We start from the raw sequence: 19932 nt of genomic DNA on the forward strand, positions 1-19932 counted from the left end.
CGACGCGCCCCGGCCGCCACCGGCGCCACCGCGACCGCCGACGGCCCGGCGGGCGCCGCCGCCGGTGCCGCGACCAGTCCCCGCGAGCTCACCACCGACGTGCTGTCCGCCGCCGACCAGGCCCGCATCGACCAGCAACGCCCCCTGGTCGCGGCGGCCTCGAAGATCCGATGGGAGATCGAACGGCACCCCTACGCCGGGTACACCGGCATCGAGCTGGAAGACGCGCAGGTGGCGCTCTGGTGGAAGGGTGCCCTCCCGCCGCGGATGGCCACGGTGGTGCGCGCCGCGTCGGCGATCGCCCCGGTCCGCGTCCGCGCCGCGGCGCACTCGCTCGCCGAACTGCGGGCCGCTGCCGCGCGGGTGCGCGAGGCACAGCCGCAGGTCGACAGCATCAAGTTCCAGGTCGACGGCAGCGGCCTGGTGGTCGGCACGCACACCGACAAGGCGGGCGCCGCAGACAAGGCCGGCGCAGGCAAGGCCGGCGCCGCGGAGGCCGCATCGGGCACGGCCGCATCGGGCACGGCCGGTTCGGCGCTGTCCGCGTCGGCGCTGTCCGCGTCGGCCGGCGCGGTGCCCGTGACCGTCGTGCGGGAGGACCCGATGCGGCCGGTCAGCCGGGATGACGACTGGGCGCCCTGGAAGGGCGGGGCCACCATCGTCGACGCCACCCGGTCCACCGCCTGCACGGCCGGCTTCGGGGTGCGTTCCGGCGGCGCCAGCTACATCCTCACCGCCGGGCACTGCGGGCAGGTGGGCGACCGGATCCAGGACGCCCGCGGCGAGTTCATCGGCAACGTCGGCCCCCGTCAGCAGGCCCACGACGTCGAGCTGATCCCGACCAGCAGCGTGGACGGGTACGTCTACATCGGCACGCCGACCGACAACGTGGTCGGACTGGTGCAGGGCTGGGACTGGACCTTCGTCGGCGAGCTTCTGTGCCAGTCCGGCGTGACCAGCTCGCGCGAGCTGGGCCGTCCGGTCTGCAACCTGAAGGTGCTGTTCTACTACGACGACGAGGAGGACCTGGTCGAGGCGGAACAGACCGAGGGGCAGACCGCGGCACGCCCCGGCGACAGCGGCGGACCGATCTACTCGGTGGCCGCCAGCGGCAAGCTGATCGCCAAGGGCACCACCACCCGCGTCGCCGGGGCGCGGATCGGTTTCCAGGACTACGGGACGGCTTGGCGGGACTTCGGCGGCATCACGCCGGCCACCCGCTGAGAAACCCGGACCGGCGCGGGGCGGCCCGACCGGCCGCCGCGCGCCGGGCCTCGGCCGTATGCGCCGGGCGCGGCAATCGCAAAGCGACCAACAGACAAGGCGGCCGGGTGGAGCCGTGCCTGCCGTCGCGTTTCGTCACCGGGTCAGGTCCGGTGGCAGCTCCGGGCGGTTCAGCCACGCGTCGAACAGGCCGTCCAGCGGCTTGCGCGCGAAACGCTGCGCGTGTGTCCGGAACTCTTCGGTCGTCACCGTCCCGTGCCGGTGCTCGGCGACCCACGCCCGCAGGAACGCGAAGAACGATCCGTCGCCCATCGCCTTGCGCAGGGCGTGCAGGGTGAGCGCGCCGCGCTTGTAGACCAACGGGTCGAACATCCGCTCGACGCCGGGATCCGCGACGCGGACCGTGGCCGGGCGGCGCGCCAGCTCATCGTGCCATTGGGCGGCCAGGGCGTCCGGCGTCGACTGGCCGCAGGCGCCCGCCCACAGCCATTCCGCGTAGGTGGCGAACCCCTCGTTGAGCCAGATGTGCCGCCAGTTCGCCACGGTGAGGCTGTTGCCGAACCATTGATGCGCCAGCTCGTGCACCACCAGCCGCTCATGGGTGCGCCGGCCGTCCACATGGTTGGCGCCGAACACGGCCATGCCCTGCGCCTCGACCGGGTCCTCCAGCTCGTCCGCGGTCACCACCACGACGTACTCCGGGAACGGGTACGGCCCGAAGAACCCCTCCAAGGTCGCCATGATCTGGCCGTGCCGGCCGAAGTCGTACCGGAAGGCGTCCCGCAGCCCGGCCGGGATCGCGGCCCGCTGGACGATCCCGCCGTCCGCGAGGTCCACGAGCTGATAGCGTCCGATTTGGACGCTCATGAGGTAGGTGGCGGTGGGTTCGCGGCGTTCGTAGACCCACTTCGTCGTGCTCGCGCCGCGCCATCGGGAGACGAGCTCGCCGGTCACCAGCACGGCGTACGCGGACGCGGTGGTGACCGCCACCCGGTACGTCGCCTTGTCGCCGGGCCGGTCGTTGCACGGAAACCAGGATGGTGCCCCGATCGGCTGGCTGGCCACCAGCACCCCGTCGGTCAGCTCGTCCCAGCCGATGTCGCCCCACCGGCCGGAGAGGGGCTGCGGCGTACCGGCGTACCGGATGTCGACGCGGAACGTCTCACCGGCGCCGATCGGCCCCCGCGGTTTGATGGAGAGCTTATGCCCGCGATGGGTGTATTTCACCGGCCACCCGTCGACCCGGACGTCATGAATCCGGAACCGGCCCAGATCCACGGCGAACCGGGACAGCGGCTGGTCGGCGACCGCGGTCAGGGACGCCTTGCCACCGAGCCGGTTGCCGATGATCCGGTAGTCCAGGTCGAGGTCGTAATGCACCACCCGGTAGCCGCTGTTGCCGTGGTCCGGCAGGTACGGGTCGTTCGAGCGTTCGGAGCCCGGTGCCGCGTCGGGTGGTCCCGGCGTCTTGCGCATCACGCCCGGCCGGCGCCCGGCGCCGGCCAGACCGCGATCGGGTTGCCGAGCCAGCGGCCGTCCGCGGGCACCGCGTCGCCGCGGGTCACCAGCGAACCCGGGCCGACGGTGGTGCGCGCGCCGATGCTCGCGCCGGGCAGCACGATGCCGTGCGGGCCGAGTGTGGCACCCGCGTCGAGAGTCACCCTGTCCATGCTCATCACACGATCATGGAACAAGTGGGTCTGCACCACACAACCGCGGTTCACCGCGGCGCCGTCGGCGAGCCGCACCAGGTCGTACTCCGGCAGCCAGTACGTCTCCAGCCACACGCCCCGGCCGATCGACGCGCCGAGCGTGCGCAGCCACGCGGCGAGCAGCGGCGTGCCGGTGACGAAACGGACCAGCCACGGCGCGGCGAGCACCTCGACGAACGTGTCGGCGAGTTCGTTGCGCCACACGAACGACGTCCACAGCGCCCGGTCGGCGACCCGGAACCGGCCGACCAGCAGCCACTTCGCCGCGGTCGCGGTGGCCGCCGCGACGATCGCCGCGCCGCACAGCACCGGCCCGGCGGCGAGCGCGGCCACCTGCGCACCGGCCTCGCGCCATAGCAGCGCGAGCGTGCCGAGCACCCCGACGGCCAGGGCGGCGGCGCAGATCACCGGCACGATCCGGCAGATCTCGACGGCGGCGCGGGCCAGTTTCAGCCGGGCCGGCGGCTGGAACGTACGGCTGGCGTCGGCCGACTCCACGGTCCGGCGCAGCGGCATCGGCGGCGAGCCGAGCCACGACGAACCCTTGCGCGCCTTGCGCGGCGCCGACGACAGCACCGCGACCAGGCTGCGCTTGGGAATCGAGCGGCCCGGCGCGGCCATCCCGGAGTTGCCCAGGAACGCCTGCTTGCCGATGCGGGCCGGGGCGATCCGCAGCCAGCCGCGGTTCAGCTCGTACGTGGCCACCATGGTGTCGTCGGCGAGGAACGCGCCGTTCGCGACGGTGGTCATCGCCGGGACCGCGAGCACCGTGGAAGCCTCCACGCCGCGGCCCACCCGCGCGCCGAGCAGCCGCAGCCACACCGGCGTGAACAGGCTGGCGTAGAACGGGAACAACCCGACGCGGGCCATGCCCATCAGCCGTTCGGTGGCCCAGACCTGCCACGCCACCCGCCCGCGGACCGGGTGGCAGCCGGCGCGCAAGCCGACGCTGAGCGCCCGCACGGCGCCGAGCACGAGCAGCGCGTACCCGAGGACGTAGGCCACCGCGGCCAGCGCGACGGCGCCGGCGATCCGGGCCGGGCCGGGCGCTGCGCCGGTGAGCGTCCGGGCGATCAGGGCGACACCGGGCAGGGCCGCCACCACCGGCAGCGCGACGAGCAGTTGGGCGGTCAGCCCGTACGCCGCGGTCCACAGGCCGGACCGCAGACGTGACGGCCGGGGACGCTCGGCGGGCCACGTCGCGGTGTCCCGGGAGGCCCCGCCCGCCCGGACCGCGCCGGTCACGGTCGCCCCGGCCGCGACGTACGCGCCCTTGCCGACCCGGGCGCCGGGCGCGAGCGTGCTGCGCGCCCCGACCCGGGCACCCGCGCCGACACGGATCTTGCCGATGCGCACCACGTCCCCGTCCACCCAGTGGCCGGACAGGTCCGCCTCCGGCTCGACCGCGGCACCCCGCCCGAGCTTCAGCAGGCCGGTGACCGGCGGCGCGGCGTGCAGGTCCACACCCGCGCCGACCTGCGCCCCGAGCGCGCGGGCGTACGCGGTCATCCACGACGCCCCGGCGACGCCCGTCGCGCCGGTCAGCTCCGCGAACCGCTCGGCCGCCCACAGCCGCAGGTGCACGCCGCCGCCGCGCGGGTAGGCACCCGGTCGCACGCCGTGCAGCAGCAGCCGGGCGGCCCCGGCCGCCAGAGCGATGCGGCCGGGCGGGCTGAACAGCGCCACCGCGAGCGCCGCGACCCACCACCAGGACACCCGCGGGGCCCACGGCGCGGGCATGACCAGCGCGACCGCCTTGCCCAGCACGGCCAGCACGGTCAGCCAGCGCAGCCCGACGAGCGCGAACATCGGCAGCATCAGCAGGGCCTGGATCAGCCCGGCACGCCGGGGCGTCGGCCGCACCTCGCGGCGCTCCGGCGCGGCGGCGCCGAGCCCGTCGAGCAGCGCGGCCATCGCCGACAGGGCCGGGCGCTGATAGATGTCGGCCACCGACACCTGGGGGTAGCGCCGCCGGATCCATCCGACCAGTTGCGCCGCGCTCAGGCTGCCGCCGCCGGAACTGAAGAAGTCGGCGTCCGCGGCGCCCGGCCGCACGCCCAGGATCTCCGCCCAGCCGCCGGCCAGCCACTGCTGCGTGGCGGTCAGCTCGCCCGCCGCCTCCCGCACGCCGGGCAGCGGCCAGGGCAGCGCCGCCCGGTCCACCTTGCCCGAGGTCCGGGTGGGCAGCTCGTCCACCACCGCCAGCAGCGGGACCAGCGCGGCCGGGAGCTGCTCGCGCAGGCGCTGCGCCGCCGCTGCCGGGTCGAACCCGGCCGCGTCCCGGACCACCACGTAGCCGACCAGGAGCTGGTTGCCGGCCGCCGTGCGCCGCACCGCAGCCGCCGCTCCGGCCACCCCCGGCAACGCCTGCAGCGGGGCGTCCACCTCACCCAGCTCGATCCGCCGGCCGCCGAGTTTCACCTGCTCGTCGCCGCGCCCGACGAACACCAGCCCGGCCGGCTCGGCCCGCACGATGTCCCCGCTGCGGTACGCCCGGCGCCAGCCGAGCGCGCTCAGCGGCGCGAACTTCGCGGCGTCCTTGGCGGCGTCCAGATACCGCGCCAGGCCCACCCCGCCGATGACCAGTTCGCCGGTCTCGCCCATCGCCACCGGCTCGCCGTCCGGGCCGACCACGGCGAGTTCCCAGCCGGCCAGCGGCAGCCCGATGCGCACCGGCCCGTCCCCGGTCAGCGGCGCGGCGCAGGCCACCACGGTGGCCTCGGTCGGCCCGTAGGTGTTCCACACCTCGCGGCCCTCGACGGCCAGCCGCTCGGCCAGCTCCGGAGGGCACGCCTCACCCCCGAAGATCAGCAGCCGTACGTCCTCCAGCGCCTCGACCGGCCACAGCGCGGCCAGCGTGGGGACCGTGGACACCACGGTGATGCGCTGCCCGGCCAGCCACGGGCCGAGGTCGACGCCGCTGCGGACCAGCGACCGCGCGGCGGGCACCAGGCACGCGCCGTGCCGCCACGCCAGCCACATCTCCTCGCACGAGGCGTCGAACGCCACCGACAGCCCGGCCAGCACCCGGTCGTGCGGGCCGATCGGGCGGGCGTCCCCGGCCAGGAACAGGCGCGCCTCGGCGTCCACGAACGCCGCCGCGGCGGCGTGGCTCACCGCGACGCCCTTCGGCGTGCCGGTCGAGCCGGAGGTGAAGATGATCCACGCGTCGTCGGCCGGCCGCGGCCCGCCCGGCCGTCCCGTGGGGGAGCGCCGCGGCGTCACGTGAAGGCCGTCGCCGAGCACCGCGCAGACGTCCGCCTCGCCGAACACCAGCTCGGCCCGCTCGTCCGGGTCGTCGGCGTCCACCGGCACGTACGCGGCGCCGGCCGCGAGCACGCCCAGAATCGCGACGTAGAGCTGCGCCGATCCGGAGGAGATCCGTACGCCCACCCGGTCGCCGGCGCCGATCCCGTGCCCGGCGAGGGTCCGCCGCAGGCGGTCCACCTCGGCGGCCAGTTGCCGGTAGGTCAGCGTGCTCGAGCCGTCGTCGATGGCGCACGCCGTGGGGTGCGCGTTCGTGGTCTCCCGGAAGATGTCGAGCAGCGTCCGGCGCGCCGGGGCGGCGCCGGAACGGAAGATCGCCGGAGCGTACGGTGGGGCGGCGGCGGTCACGGACACCAGGCGTACTCCCTCTTCACCCCACGGATGCTTCACCCCGCGAATGCAGCGCACAACGCTACGTGGCTCGGGGCGGAAACGACGGTGAAGTTTCGGATTCGTGTCGAGAGACACAGATCTCTCGACGGTGGGGCTGCTCAGGGCGAGACGTCCTCCAGCGCCCGGTTGCGGGTGCGCGGGGTGAACTGGGCCAGCACCGCGGCGACCACCTGGAAGCTTGAGATCAGCAGCAGCGCCTGCAACGCCGACAGATGCCCCACCAGCGGCGCGATGACCAGCACGCCGATCATGCCGCCGGTCACGCCGAACCCGTCGACCAGGCCGAAACCGGCGGACCGGATCCGGGTGGGGAAGCTCTCCGCGGACAGGGCGAACGTCGGCGGCACCCACACGTTGAAGCCGAAGAACACGATGAAGGATCCGATGAACGCCCATCCGATCGAGTCGCCGAGGGTGGCGATCAGCACCGCGCCGGCGATGGTCAGCGCGGCCCCGATCGGCAGCCAGTAGCGCCGCTCCACGGATTCGGAGAACTTCGCGGAGAACAGGCCCTGCGCGAAGAACCCGATGCCGCCCACCGCGGAGATCATCCCGGCCACCGGCGGGGTGAAGTCCAGGCCGGTGAGGACCGAGGTCGACCCCGTCGAATAGGCGAAGACCGTGGCGTACCCGGTGATCCACATGGAGACCAGCAGGAGGGCGCGATTGCGGTAGCACGGGTCGGCGAACAGTTCACGATAGGCCGCCGCCGTCGGCTTCTCGTGCTCCGGCAGGTCCACGTGCATGTCCGGCTCGCGCAGCGGCCCGCGGCGCAGCGCCCGCTCCTCCAGCGAGCGCACCACCCGCTCGGCCGCGGCGAGGCGGCCGTGCTCGATCAGCCATCGGGGCGACTCCGGCAGGCGCAGCACGGCCAGCGCGGCCAGCGTCGCGGTCAGCACCGCGATCCCGTAGATCCAGCGCCAGCCGGTGGTGAAGTCCGGCCCGGCGAGCGCGATCGGCAGGCCGTCCGGGAACGACGCGGACGCGGTGGTGAACACCAGGCCCAGCCCGATCCCGACCATCGCGCCGACGGTGCACATGACGAAGGTGATGGCGGTGTAGCGGGCGCGAGCCGAGGACGGGGCGATCTCCCCGATGTAGGTGTTGCCGACGGCGAGCACGCCGCCCAGCACCACACCCGTGAGCGCCCGCCCCAGGACGAACACCGGGTAGGCCGTCGCCACCACGGTGACCAGGGAACCCACGGCGGCGAAGCCGAGCACCACGGCGAGCAGCGGCCGGCGTCCCAGCCGGTCCGACAGCGGCGCCAGCAGCAGGCAGCCGACCATGTAGCCGACCAGGAACAGGACCACCGGGAGGGAGAGGAACTCGTTCGCGTTCTCCGCCGTGCATCCGGCCTTGATCTGGGAGCAGGTCTGGATGAAGGACACGTTGATGTTGAAGTTGCAGTAGAACGCGACGAACATCGCGAGCCCGACGATGCCGGACGCGGCGTACGCCACGGCGTGGCGCGGCAGGCGGTCGAGCCGGGCGACGAGCGCCTGCCCGCTGGAACCTGGCTCAACATCAACAGTCGCCATCGGGTGAATCTACACCGATAAATGCCCAACGGCGTCATCTTGTCGAAACATATCGACAAGCGTGACTCCTTGACAGGGCCGTTGTTATCGCTAACAGTCGAGGAACCGAGCTCGTAACAGCATTGCAACATCCATGTTGTGACCGTGAACATCGTCGGCAAGGAGACGTCACGATGCGGAACACGCTGCTGCGTCCACGAGCTTTGTCGCGTTTCGGCGCGGCCGGCGCGCTCGTCGCCGCCCTGCTGATCGGCGCGCCCGGCACCTCCCAGGCGGCCGGCACCGGACCCTGCGACATCTACGGCTCGGCCGGCACGCCCTGCGTCGCCGCGCACAGCACCACCCGGGCCCTCTTCGGCTCCTACGGCGGCCCGCTCTACCAGGTGCGGCGCGCCTCCGACGGGGCCACCACCACGATCACCCCGCTGTCCGCCGGCGGATACGCGAACGCCGCCGCCCAGGACTCCTTCTGTTACGGCACCAGTTGCGTGATCACGGTCATCTACGACCAGACGTCCCGGCACAACGACCTGACCCCGGCGCCCGCGGGCGGCGTCGGCGGCGCCGACAACCCGGCGCCCGCGGACGCCCTGCCGGTCACCGCCGGTGGCCACGCCGTCTACGGCGTCTCCTTCTCCGGCGTGATGGGCTATCGCGACAACAGCACCAACGGCATCGCCACCGGCAGCCAGCCGGAAGGCATGTACATGGTCACCTCCGGCACGCACTACAACAGCGGCTGCTGCTTCGACTACGGCAACGCCGAGACCAACAACCTGGACAACGGCAACGGCCACATGGACGCCGTCTACTTCGGGACGCTGTGCTGGTTCTCGCCGTGCAACGGCTCCGGGCCGTGGGTCATGGCCGACCTGGAGAACGGCCTGTTCCAGTCGGACACCGGCGGCAGCCGGGACGGCTCCTACACCGGCAACCGCGAGCCGTACGTGACCGCGCTGCTGAAGAACAACGGCACGAACTACTTCGCCCTCAAGGACGGCAACGCCCGCAGCGGCGGCCTGACCACACACTTCTCCGGGGCGCTGCCCACCTTCCGCACCGGGTACTCGCCGATGCACCTGGAAGGCGCCATCATCCTGGGCATCGGGGGAGACAACAGCAACTCGGCCATCGGCTCCTTCTTCGAGGGCGTGATGACCAGCGGTGTGCCCAGCGACGCGGCCGACAACGCGGTGCAGGCCAACATCGTCGCGGTCGGATACGGCGACCCCAGCCCGGTCGCGGCGGGCACGCTCAACCCCGGATCCACGATCTCGCTGCGCGCGACCACCAGCGGATACACCGACCGGTACGTACGCCACCAGAACGACAACGCGGTGACCTCGGTGATCAGCTCGTCGAGTTCGGCGCTGGACAAGGCCGACGGGTCGTGGATCGTGCGGCGTGGCCTGGCGGACCCGTCCTGCGTGTCGTTCGAGTCACGCAACTATCCGGGCGACTTCCTGCGCCACTTCGACTACCAGGTCTACCGGCAGCCGATGAACGGCTCGGCGATCTTCCGGGCGGACGCGACGTTCTGCCCGACGACGGGACGCAGCGGCACCGGCACGTCGTTCGCCTCGTACAACTATCCGAGCCGCTACCTGCGGCACTACAACAACACGCTCTACATCGCGAGCAACGGCGGCTCGAACGCCTTCGACAGCGCCACGTCGTGGGCGCCGGACGTGAGCTGGGTGGTCAGCAGTCCCTGGACGGCATAGCGGGGGCGCGCGCCTGTTACGTTCGGCGGTCCCAGCCCGTGACGGCGGCGACAGCGAGGATGACGATGGACGCGATGCCCACCGGCGATCACCCACCCACCGGTCGCCGGCCCACCGGTCGCCCGCCCACCGGTCGCCCGCCCGCGGGCGGCCCGTCGCCGGGTGGCCCGTCGCCGGGGCGACCTGCGTCCCTGCGGCCCGCGGCGGTCACCGGCCTCGCCGCGGGGATCTACGGCGCGGCGCTGTGGATCGCCGCCGCCTCGGGTGGCATCCGGTGGGTGGCGTTCGCGCTGTCCGCCCGCGCCCTGGCGATGGCCGCGGTGGCGGCGGTGCTGGTGATGCTGCTTCCCGCGGCGGTCGCCCTGCTCGCGGTCGGCGGCACCGGGGTGCTGCGCGGCGGCCGTACCCTGCGGACGCTGCGGGCGGGCGCCTGGCTGACGGTCCTGACGCTGCCGCTGCATTTGGTGCTGCGCCCGAGCGTGGGCAGCGTCGTCTACGGCAACATCCCCCCGATCGTCGCGGTGCCCTTCGTCGCGGCGGGCGCGGCCGTGCTGATCCTGATGCGTCGCGCCGACACCGCGCAGTGAGTAGGCACGCGGTGAGTAGGCGCGCGGTGAGGAGGCGGTGAATGGTCAGCGAACTGCGGCTGCCGGGGACCAGCGCGGGTCGCGACCGCCGCGCCCCAGCAGCCGGGTGAACTCGTCCGCGTCCGCCGGCACCGGCACCTCCGGGCCGAACACCCCCATCTTGCGCGGCATCGGCCCCAGCTCGTCGAGCACCGCGTGCACCCGGGCGACCGCGGCCGGATCCGGCGCGTACGGCGTACCGGTCGCCGTCGCGATGTCCCACGGATGGATGACCAGATCGAGCAGCACCATCCCGCCGACCGTGGTCTGCGGAAGTCCCATCCCCGGCGAGACACCCTCCAGGGCCGCGTCCGGCGTCCACGCGGTCACCAGGGCATCGAGCTCCGCGACGTAGCGGCCCCGCCAGTCGGTGCCCAGCACGTCGGGGGTGGACGAGAAGTCGGCGGGTTCCCGGCGGGCCAGCGCCTGGAAGTTGACGACCACCTGGAACAGGTGATTCACCACGTCACCGACGGAGTAGTCGGCGCACGGCGTGGGCCCGGCCAATTGATCGTCGCGTACCGCCCGCAGCACCGGCAGCGCCCGGTCCGCCGAGTCACGCAGTAATGTTGAGATGATCGTCATGTGGTCACGCTACTGAGCGGGTAGCCATGGGTCTTGAAGAAACACGACACCGCGAAACACCACGAGAAGAAGCACCGGGGGAAGAAGCACCACGGCCACGCCGCGACACGGGCGGCATCGTCGATCCCGCTGCCCTGATGCGCCGCGTCGACTTCCGCCGGCATGCACCCGCGACCGCGCTGCTCGCCGTGGTGGAACACTACTGGTTCATCGATTGGGATCTCGATCAGCCGTACGCGCAGCACGTGGTCGGGCATCCGGCGGTGAACCTGGTGATCATGCGGATGGCGGCAACCGATCCGGTCGTCGCCGAGATCGCCGGGCCGGGCCGGCAACTGTTCTCGATCAAGCTGGCGGGCCGTGGATGGGTGCGGGGTGTGCAGTTCCGTCCGGGCGGCTTCGGCGCCTTCAGCGACACGCCGCCCGCGACGCTCATCGACCGCCGGCTGCCCCTGGCCGAGGTGCTGCCCGGCGGCGACGCCGAGGTGCTGTCCGACGGAGCCACGGTGGCCGCGGGTGTCGCCGCAGCGGCGACGGACTCCGCCGCGGTCGCCGTCCTCGACGACTACCTGCAACGCCTGCGGCCCCGGCCGAGCCGGCACGCCCTGCGTGCCATCGAGCTGGCCGGCCGCATCCGCCACGACCGCACGCTGACCAGGGTCGACATGGTGGCAGCCGAGGCGGGCGTGTCGGCGCGATCGGTGCAGAGACTGTTCCTCGAGCACCTCGGCGTGGGGCCGAAACAGGTGATCCTGCGGTACCGCGTCCACGAGGCGATCGAGCGCGCCACCGACGAGGTGGACTGGGCGGCGGTCGGCGCCGAACTGGGATACAGCGATCAGGCGCATCTGGTGCGCGACGTCACGGCGGCGATGGGCATGTCACCGGCGGCGTACGCGGCCTCGCTGCGCCGCGAGGAATGACCGCCGCGTCGAGCCCGCCGTCCGGGCCGCCTGGGCCGGAAACCTCAGCGCAACCGGAGGTCTCCCGGGATTGACCCAGCGCCGGGTTGGCAGCGCCGATCGGAAGCGCATGAGCACCCTCTGGGATCGTCTTGATCGTCGCGCCCGCTCCGCCGCGGTGGCATTGCTGTTCGGGCTCGGCTACCTGTGCCTCGAAGAGGTCGGGCTGCGGCTGGCGTTCGAGCCGGTGGGGGTGGCTGTCTTCTGGCCGGCCGCCGGACTGGGTGTCGGGGTGCTGGCGGCGTCCCGGCGATCATGGTGGCCGCTGCTGATCGCCGTGTTGCTGATGGTGAATGTGCTCGGCAGCATCTGGCATGACGGCTTCTGGGTGAGCCTGGGATTCGCCGTTGCCCACGCGATCGAGGTGACGCTGGGCGCGTACCTGCTTGCCCAGTTCGGCAGCTCTGCTGAGGTGATGCCGGCCCGGTGGGTGTTGCGGTCGTTGCTGCCCGCGGCGGCGATCTCGGCCGGTGTGGCCGGTGTGCTCGGCGCTACCGTCGCCGCGCTGTCCGGCACGACGTCGGTGGGCTTCGGGGTCAGTTGGTGGACGTGGTTCTCCGCCGACCTGCTGGGCATTCTGGTCGTCATCCCGGTGTGCCGGGCCGCGGTCGCGGGTGTGCCGCGTTGGGTGTTCTCCGGGCCGCGCGTTCTGGAGGCCATGGCGCTGCTGGCCGTGCAGGCGGTCATGGCGAGCCTTGTCTTCACCGAGGTGTCCGGCAGCTTGCAGCCGTGGCAGTGGCCGTTCCTGTTGTTTCCCGGCCTGTTCTGGACGGTGGTGCGGTTCGGCCCGCAGGCCACCGCCGTGTTTTGTGCGGCCCTCGCGGTCATGGTCATCGAAGGCACCGCGGCCGGGTTGGGCGCCTTCGGAAACGCCCCGACGCTGACCGGACAGATGCTGTCGGCGCAGGGCTTCTGCCTCGTTGCGCTGGTGTCCGCGCTGATGCTGGCCAAGGTGATCGCCGCGCAGGAACTCGCCCTGTCCCGCGAGGCCTCGATCATGGAAGCGGCGGGGGAGGGCGTCGCGTTCCTCGACCCGCAAGGTTGTTACCGCCGGGTCAATCCCGCATACGCCGGCATTCTGCGCACCACGCCGGAGAGCCTGCTGGGGCGCGACGGGGAACACCTCGTGCACCCGGACGACCTTCCGACGTTCCGCACGGCGTACGAGCGGGCGCTGCACGACGGTGCCGCGAGCGCCGCGCTCCGCGGTGTCCGCGCCGATGGAACCAACTTTTATGCGGAAATCACCATGGTGGCGGATCGCAGTGCCCGCGGCGCGCTGCTCGGGCATCACCGGTTCCTGGACGATGTCACCGCGCGCACCACCGCCAACGAGCACGTGAATCAGATGTTCCTGCTCTCCCCGGAGCTGCTGTGCGTGGTCGACGCGGAGGGCCGGTTCACCCGGCTGAACCCGGCGTGGGAGGCGGCTCTCGGACACCCGATGGAGCGGATGCAGGGGCGGCCGTTCCTGGACTTCGTGCACCCCGACGACGTGGCCACGACCCTGGCGGAGTCGGCGAAGGTCAACGATGGCGCCGGCGCCCGGGCGTTCGAGAACCGGTATCGGTGTGCCGACGGCTCGTACCGCTGGCTGCGGTGGAACTCCGCGACCGACCCGGTGAGCGGAAACGTGTACGCGGTCGCCCACGATGTCACCGAGGACAAGAACATCGAGCAGGGGCTGGCGGAGGCGCGCGACCGTGCGCTGGAAGCCTCACAGATGAAGTCGCAGTTCCTGGCCACCATGAGCCACGAGATCCGTACCCCGATGAACGGGGTGATCGGGTTGGCCGATCTGCTGGCCGAGACCGCGTTGGACGATCGTCAGCGCCGGTATGTGGAGGGGCTGCGCGGTGCGGGCAGCGCCCTGCTCGCGGTGATCAACGACATCCTGGACTTCTCGAAGATCGAGGCGGGCAAGTTCGTGCTGGACGCCGCCGACTTCCGGCTGCCGGCCGTGGTGGCCGACGTGGCGGTGCTGACCGGACAGACGGCCGCGGCCAAGGGCGTCGAGCTGCGCACCGACGTGCACCCGCGACTGCCCGAGGTGGTGCGCGGCGACCCGGGCCGGGTGCGGCAGATCCTGATGAACCTGGTGGGCAACGCGGTCAAGTTCACCAACGCCGGATCGGTGACCGTCCGCGCGTACCCGGTGGTGAGCGCCCGGCCGGCGACGGACGACGCGCCGACGGCGGCGCGCCGGGCGCAGGTGCGGCTGGAGGTGACCGACACCGGCATCGGCATGAGCCCGGCGGTGCAGGCCCGGCTGTTCGAGCCGTTCCAGCAGGCCGACGCGTCGACCAACCGCACGTACGGCGGCACCGGGCTGGGCCTGGCGATCACCCGGCAACTGACCGAGGCGATGGGCGGCACCATCGAGGTGACAAGCTCCGAAGGCGACGGCACCACCTTCGCCGTCACGCTGCCGCTGCCCGCCGGCACCAGCACCGACGTGACCGAGACGGCCGACCCCAGCCGGCTGCGGGTGCTGATCGTGGACGACAACCCCACCAACCTGCTCACTCTGGCCGAGAACGTCCGCGGCTGGGACATGTACGCCGACGTGGCCGACAGCCCGCCCCAGGCCCGGCACCTGCTGCGCCGCGCGGCTGCGCACACCCGCCGATACGACGTGGCCATCCTGGACATGCACATGCCCGGCGAATCCGGCCTGGACCTGGCCGCCGCGATCGCCGCGGACCCGGCCATCCCGGCCCTGCCGGTCATCCTCATGACCTCCGGCGACACCATCACCACAAACCAGGCCCGGCAGGCCGGCATCGGAGCGTTCCTCACCAAACCCATCAGCCGCTCCGGCCTCTACGAGGCGCTGACCACGGTCACCTACGCGACTCACGACGATGGGCGGCGCGGCTGCGTCCTGTTGGTCGAGGACAACGAGACCAACCAGATGGTGGCGGGCGGCATTCTCGGCAAGCTCGGCTACACCGTGGACATTGCGGTCGACGGGTCGCAGGCGTTGCAGATGGCCGCCGAGAACACCTACCAGGCCATCGTCATGGACTGCCAGATGCCGGTGATGGACGGCTACACCGCGGCGGCGCGGCTGCGGGAACGCCCGGCCACGGCGCGCACGCCGATCATCGCCATGACGGCGAACGTCTTCGCCGAGGAGCGCGAGCGTTGCCTGGCCGCGGGCATGGACGATTACCTGACCAAGCCCATCCGGGCTCACGACTTGGAAGCGGCCCTGATCCGCTGGACAAGTCCCACGTCAGGCTCGGCGCCGGCTGGGTCGGTGGCGGGGTCGGCGGCGCCGGCGGTGGCGGTGCCGGCGGTGGCGGGTCCGGCGGTGGCCGTCGACGCCGTCGACTCGTCCACAGTTGACGGCGCCATTGTCGACGGCGCCATTGTCGACGGCGCCATTGTCGACGGCGCCGTTGTCGACGGCGGCGCGGGTGACGGCGGCGCGGGTGACGGCGGCGCGGGTGACGGCGGCGGGTCCGGGGCGGCCCTGGACACCGTCATGGCCGCGCGGCTCGACGAACTTCTCGGCGATCGGACCCCAGCCGAAACCGCCCTCATCGAGAAGATCATCGGCAGCTTCGCCGCCAAGGCTCCCGGCCTGATCGCCGACATCACGGCCGCCCTGACCAGCGGCGACGACGCGGCCCTGGCGTACCACGCGCATGCCCTCAAGGGCGCGGCGGCGAACCTCGGCGCCTGCCACCTCGCGGACACGTGCGCGACAATCGAGGATCACGCCCGCGCGGGAGACCTGACGGCGGCGGCGGAACATCACGTCGGCCTGACGGCCCTCCTCGACCGGGCGACCGCCGAACTGGCCGAAACGCTCGCCCACCTACGCCACGCCGAACCCGTGGGAAGCTGACGCCACCAGACGCCCTCGTGCCCGGGGCCCGTGCCCGGGGCCCGTGTCCGGGGCCCGTGTCGGGGGCCCTCTGGCGGGGTGCCCTCTGGCGGGGTGCCCTCTGGCGGGGTGCCCTCTGGCGGGCGTGCCCTCTGGCGGGCGTGCCCTCTGGCGGTGCCCTCCGGCGGGCGTGCTTCGTGTCGGGCGTGCTCCCGTTGGGCGGGATCTTGGAGTTTGCGCGTCATTTCGTGGTTATATGCCGCCTTTGCGCCACCGGAAAGGCCAAGATCGACGCGCTGGCTAGCTGCGCATGTCCGATGTCGGCGGTGCGCCGGGGCAACTGGCGTCGATCTTGAGTTTTCGCGTCGGACAAGTTGGTCATATGGCACCGAATTGCACACGCAAACTCCAAGATCGGCGTCGGGGTGGGGGTCTGGGGTGGGCGTGGGCGTGGCGGCGGCGTGGGCGTGGGCATGGCGGCGTGGGCATGGCGGCGTGGGGGTCGGGGTGGGCGTGGGCATGGCGTCGGCGGCGGGGTCGGCGTCGGGGTGGTCGGGTGCCAGCCGTAGCTCACGGCTGTCTCGGGGCGTTCGGCCGTCTCCGGCTGCTGCCACCGGCACCCGATGACGGCCGCCCGGTACGGCTCGATCGGGCGAGACCGCCGTGCGCTACGGCTGGGGCGAGACCGCCGTGCGCTGCGGCTCGGGCGAGACCGCCGTGCGCTACGGCTGGGGCGAGACCGCCGTGCGCTGCGGCTGGGGCGAGACCGCCGTGCGCTGCGGCTGGGGCGAGTGGGGTGTGTGCTGCGGCTGGGCGGGGTGGGGTGTGTGCTGCTGCTTGGGTGGTGGTGGCTGCCTGTCGAGCCGCACGCGACAAACTGTCTAGCCGCACGCGACAAAAAGTACTTATGTCGGATTCGTGATTGAGTGGCGGCGGGCATCTGTTAGCGCTAACAAGATTTGGTCCGTGGGCCGCGCGCATGCTTCGCGGAGTCGGGCGTCGAACTTGCACGTCGAAATCGTCCAGGCATTGACGCTTATCGTGATGGAAACATAGGGTGACGTCCGCGGCACCCGATGTGAACGTTAACTCCCGGCGATTCCATCCCGCCGGGACGACGAGCGGCATCGCCGGTGACGACTCCGCGTCGGGTGCCGCGCCTGCGCGCCGCCCACCCGCGCCCACCCCAGGAGGCACTCATGTCGTCCCCCTCCGTGAGCCGCCGCCACCTGCTCTGGGCTGCCGGGGCCGCCGTCGCCGGCCCGGTCCTCGGCGGTCACACGCCCGCGTCCGCCGCGTCCGGGCGGGACGGTGCGGCTCCGGGGACGGCCGCGCACGTGCGTCACCCGCAGGGAGCGCACGGCCGCGCCTGTGGCAAGGGGGCCGCGGTCCCTCCGGTGCGCGACGACATCGGTGTGTCGGCGCACCCGTTTCCGTTCGGCCAAGTCTCGCTGACCAGCAGCCGTTGGCGGGACAACCAGGATCGCACCCGCAACTACCTGCGGTTCGTGGACGTCGAGCGGATGCTCTACAACTTTCGCGCCAATCATCGGCTGCCCACCGGGGGCGCCGCGACCAACGGGGGCTGGGACGCGCCCACCTTCCCGTTCCGCAGCCACATGCAGGGCCACCTTCTTACCGCGTGGGCGCAGGCCGCCGCGGCCACCGGGGACGCCACGTGCCGGGACCGGGCCGCGCACATGGTGGCCGAGCTGGCCAAGTGCCAGGCGAACAATGCCGCCGCCGGGTTCACCGCCGGATACCTGTCGGGCTTCGCCGAGTCGGAGTTCACCGCGCTGGAGAACCGCACCCTGAACAACGGCAACGTGCCGTACTACTGCATCCACAAGACCCTGGCGGGCCTGCTCGACGTGTGGCGCATCCTGGGGAACACCCAGGCGCGGGACGTGTGCCTGGCGCTCGCCGGGTGGGTCGACTGGCGTACCGGCCGCCTGACGCACAGCCAGATGCAGGCCATGATGGGCACCGAGTTCGGCGGCATGAACGACGTGCTCGCGGACCTCTATCAGCAGACCGGCGACGGGCGGTGGCTCACCGCCGCCCAGCGGTTCGACCACGCCGCGGTGTTCGACCCGCTGGCCGCCGGGCAGGATCAGCTCAACGGCCTGCACGCGAACACGCAGGTGCCCAAGTGGATGGGCGCGGCCCGGGAATACGAAGCCACCGGGACCACGCGGTACCGCGACATCGCACGCAACTCCTGGGACATCACGGTCGGCGCACACACGTACGCGATCGGCGGCAACAGTCAGGCGGAGCATTTCCGCGCACCGGACGCGATCGCCGCCTATCTGAACACGGACACGTGCGAGGCGTGCAACACGTACAACATGCTGAAGCTGACCCGCGAGCTGTGGCGGATGAACCCGTCCGCCGCGGCCTACTTCGACTACTACGAGCGGGCGCTGTTCAATCATCTGGTGGGCCAGCAGAACCCGGCCGACGGCCACGGGCACATCACGTATTTCACGCCGCTGAACCCCGGTGGCCGCCGCGGCGTCGGCCCGGCGTGGGGCGGTGGGACGTGGAGCACCGACTACGACTCGTTCTGGTGCTGCCAGGGCACCGGCGTGGAAACCAACACCAAGCTGATGGATTCGGTCTACTTCTTCGACGACACCACGCTCACCGTGAACCTGTTCCTGCCGTCGGTGCTGACCTGGGCGCAGCGCGGCATCACGGTCACACAGAAGACCTCGTACCCGGTGAGCGACACCACCACCCTGCGCGTCACCGGCCGCGTCCGCGGCACCTGGTCGATGCGCATCCGCATACCGGGCTGGACGTCCGGTGCCACGGTCAGCGTCAACGGCGCCGCGCAGCACATCGACACCAGCCCCGGCACGTACGCCGTACTGACCCGCTCCTGGTCGTCGGGGGACACGGTGAGCGTGCGGCTGCCGATGAGCGTGCGGCTGGTGCCGGCCAACGACGATCCGTACGTGGTGGCGGTCGCCTACGGGCCGGTGGTGCTGGCCGGCGACTATGGCGACACCGCCCTGTCCGCGCTGCCCGCCCTGACCACCGCCTCGGTCACCCGCACCAGCAGCACGAGCCTCGCCTTCACCGCCACCGCGGACGGGTCGCCGGTCGATCTCGGGCCGTTCTATGACGCGCAGGGATTCAACTACACGGTCTATTGGTCGGCCGACGGGCGTGCGAGCGGGGCGGCCACCTTCCGGCTCGCCAACGCCGGTACGGGCATGGTGCTCGGCATCCAGAATATGTCCACAGCGGACGGTGGGCTGGCCGTGCAGTGGGACGACAACGGCACCGCCGACCACGACTGGGCGCTGATGGTGGACGGGTCCACGGTGCGCCTGCGCAACGCCAACAGCGGGAAGGTGCTCGGCGTGGACGGCATGTCCACCGCGGACGACGCGCACGTCCTGCAATGGAGCGACAACGGCACCGCCGACCACCGCTGGACCGTGGTGGATGTCGGAGACGGCACCCACAAGCTGCGCAACGCGAACAGCGGCAAGCTGCTCGGCATCCTGTCCGGGTCCGCCGCGGCCGGGGCGCAAGTGGTGCAGACGCCCGACGACGGCAGCCGCGACAACCAGTGGCGTTTCCTGCCCAACGGCGCCCGGCGCGTGCAGAATCTCGCCAGCGGCCTGGTGCTCGGCGTACGCGACATGTCCACCGCCGACGGCGGTCTGGTCATCCAGTGGGACGACAGCGGCACCGCCGACCATCTGTGGACCGCGGTGGTGGACCCCAGCGGCTATCTGAAGCTGCGCAACGCGCTCAGCGGCAAGGTGCTGGGCGTGGAAGATGCGGCGACCGCCAACGGCTCGCGCGTCGTGCTGTGGTCCGACACCGGCACGGACGACCACCTGTGGCGGTTGCGGTACGGCGCGGGCGGCTACTTCCGCCTGCAGTGCGCGGGCGGTGGGCGGGTGCTCGGCGTGTCCGGCGCCTCCACCGAGTGGGGCGCCCAGGTGATCATTTGGGACGACGACGGCTCCGACGACCACCTGTGGCGATTCATCTGACCGGCGGATCGTTCATCATCACTTGCCAAGTGGAACACTTCCTT

General features: G+C 72.1%; 10 protein-coding genes. 6 read left to right on the forward strand and 4 right to left on the reverse strand.

Translation table 11 applies throughout. From position 1 onward, the window contains the following. The coding region (locus IEY73_RS24015) for a chymotrypsin family serine protease (protein WP_189081571.1) at positions 1-1224 on the forward strand (1224 nt) is incomplete at its 5' end. Between the two features lie 135 nt (positions 1225-1359). On the opposite strand, the gene IEY73_RS24020 is transcribed toward IEY73_RS24015, so the two are convergent. The 3 genes from IEY73_RS24020 to IEY73_RS24030 all read right to left on the reverse strand — a co-directional run bounded on the left by IEY73_RS24020 (position 1360) and on the right by IEY73_RS24030 (position 8137). Continuing rightward, a complete protein-coding gene (locus IEY73_RS24020; RefSeq protein WP_189081623.1) occupies positions 1360-2700 on the reverse strand; it encodes a M1 family metallopeptidase in 1341 nt (446 codons plus the stop codon). Then, positions 2700-6557 (reverse strand): Pls/PosA family non-ribosomal peptide synthetase, encoded by a 3858-nt coding sequence (locus tag IEY73_RS24025; RefSeq protein WP_229716101.1) that lies wholly within the window; start codon positions 6555-6557, stop codon positions 2700-2702. The genes IEY73_RS24020 and IEY73_RS24025 overlap by 1 nt, the downstream gene beginning before the upstream one ends. A gap of 137 nt (positions 6558-6694) precedes the next feature. After that, a complete protein-coding gene (locus tag IEY73_RS24030; protein ID WP_189081573.1) occupies positions 6695-8137 on the reverse strand; it encodes an MFS transporter in 1443 nt (480 codons plus the stop codon). 173 nt (positions 8138-8310) lie between these two features. On the opposite strand from IEY73_RS24030, the gene IEY73_RS24035 reads away from it, so the two are divergent. Both IEY73_RS24035 and IEY73_RS24040 read left to right on the forward strand, forming a co-directional pair. Further along, a complete protein-coding gene (locus IEY73_RS24035; protein WP_189081574.1) occupies positions 8311-9861 on the forward strand; it encodes an alpha-L-arabinofuranosidase B in 1551 nt (516 codons plus the stop codon). Positions 9862-9935: 74 nt separating this feature from the next. Continuing rightward, a complete protein-coding gene (locus tag IEY73_RS24040) occupies positions 9936-10448 on the forward strand; it encodes a hypothetical protein (protein ID WP_229716102.1) in 513 nt (170 codons plus the stop codon). A gap of 45 nt (positions 10449-10493) precedes the next feature. On the opposite strand, the gene IEY73_RS24045 is transcribed toward IEY73_RS24040, so the two are convergent. Beyond that, the gene (locus tag IEY73_RS24045; protein ID WP_189081576.1) at positions 10494-11072 is read right to left on the reverse strand and encodes a TIGR03086 family metal-binding protein; all 579 of its coding nucleotides are present in this window, start codon (positions 11070-11072) and stop codon (positions 10494-10496) included. A gap of 137 nt (positions 11073-11209) precedes the next feature. Here IEY73_RS24045 and IEY73_RS24050 point away from each other — a divergent pair, with 137 nt between their 5' ends. The 3 genes from IEY73_RS24050 (at position 11210) to IEY73_RS24060 (ending at position 19888) form a co-directional block, all read left to right on the forward strand. After that, positions 11210-11995, forward strand: a complete 786-nt coding sequence (locus IEY73_RS24050; RefSeq protein ID WP_229716103.1) for a helix-turn-helix domain-containing protein — start codon at positions 11210-11212, stop codon at positions 11993-11995. A 109-nt stretch (positions 11996-12104) separates the two neighbouring features. Then, positions 12105-15890: a response regulator gene (locus tag IEY73_RS24055; protein ID WP_189081578.1), complete on the forward strand. Its 3786-nt coding sequence runs from the start codon at positions 12105-12107 to the stop codon at positions 15888-15890. A gap of 1178 nt (positions 15891-17068) precedes the next feature. After that, positions 17069-19888 (forward strand): beta-L-arabinofuranosidase domain-containing protein, encoded by a 2820-nt coding sequence (locus IEY73_RS24060; RefSeq protein WP_189081579.1) that lies wholly within the window; start codon positions 17069-17071, stop codon positions 19886-19888. Positions 19889-19932 lie beyond the last annotated feature (44 nt).

It is taken from the genome of Mangrovihabitans endophyticus, from assembly GCF_014646155.1.
Taxonomy (GTDB): Bacteria; Actinomycetota; Actinomycetes; order Mycobacteriales; family Micromonosporaceae; genus Actinoplanes; species Actinoplanes endophyticus.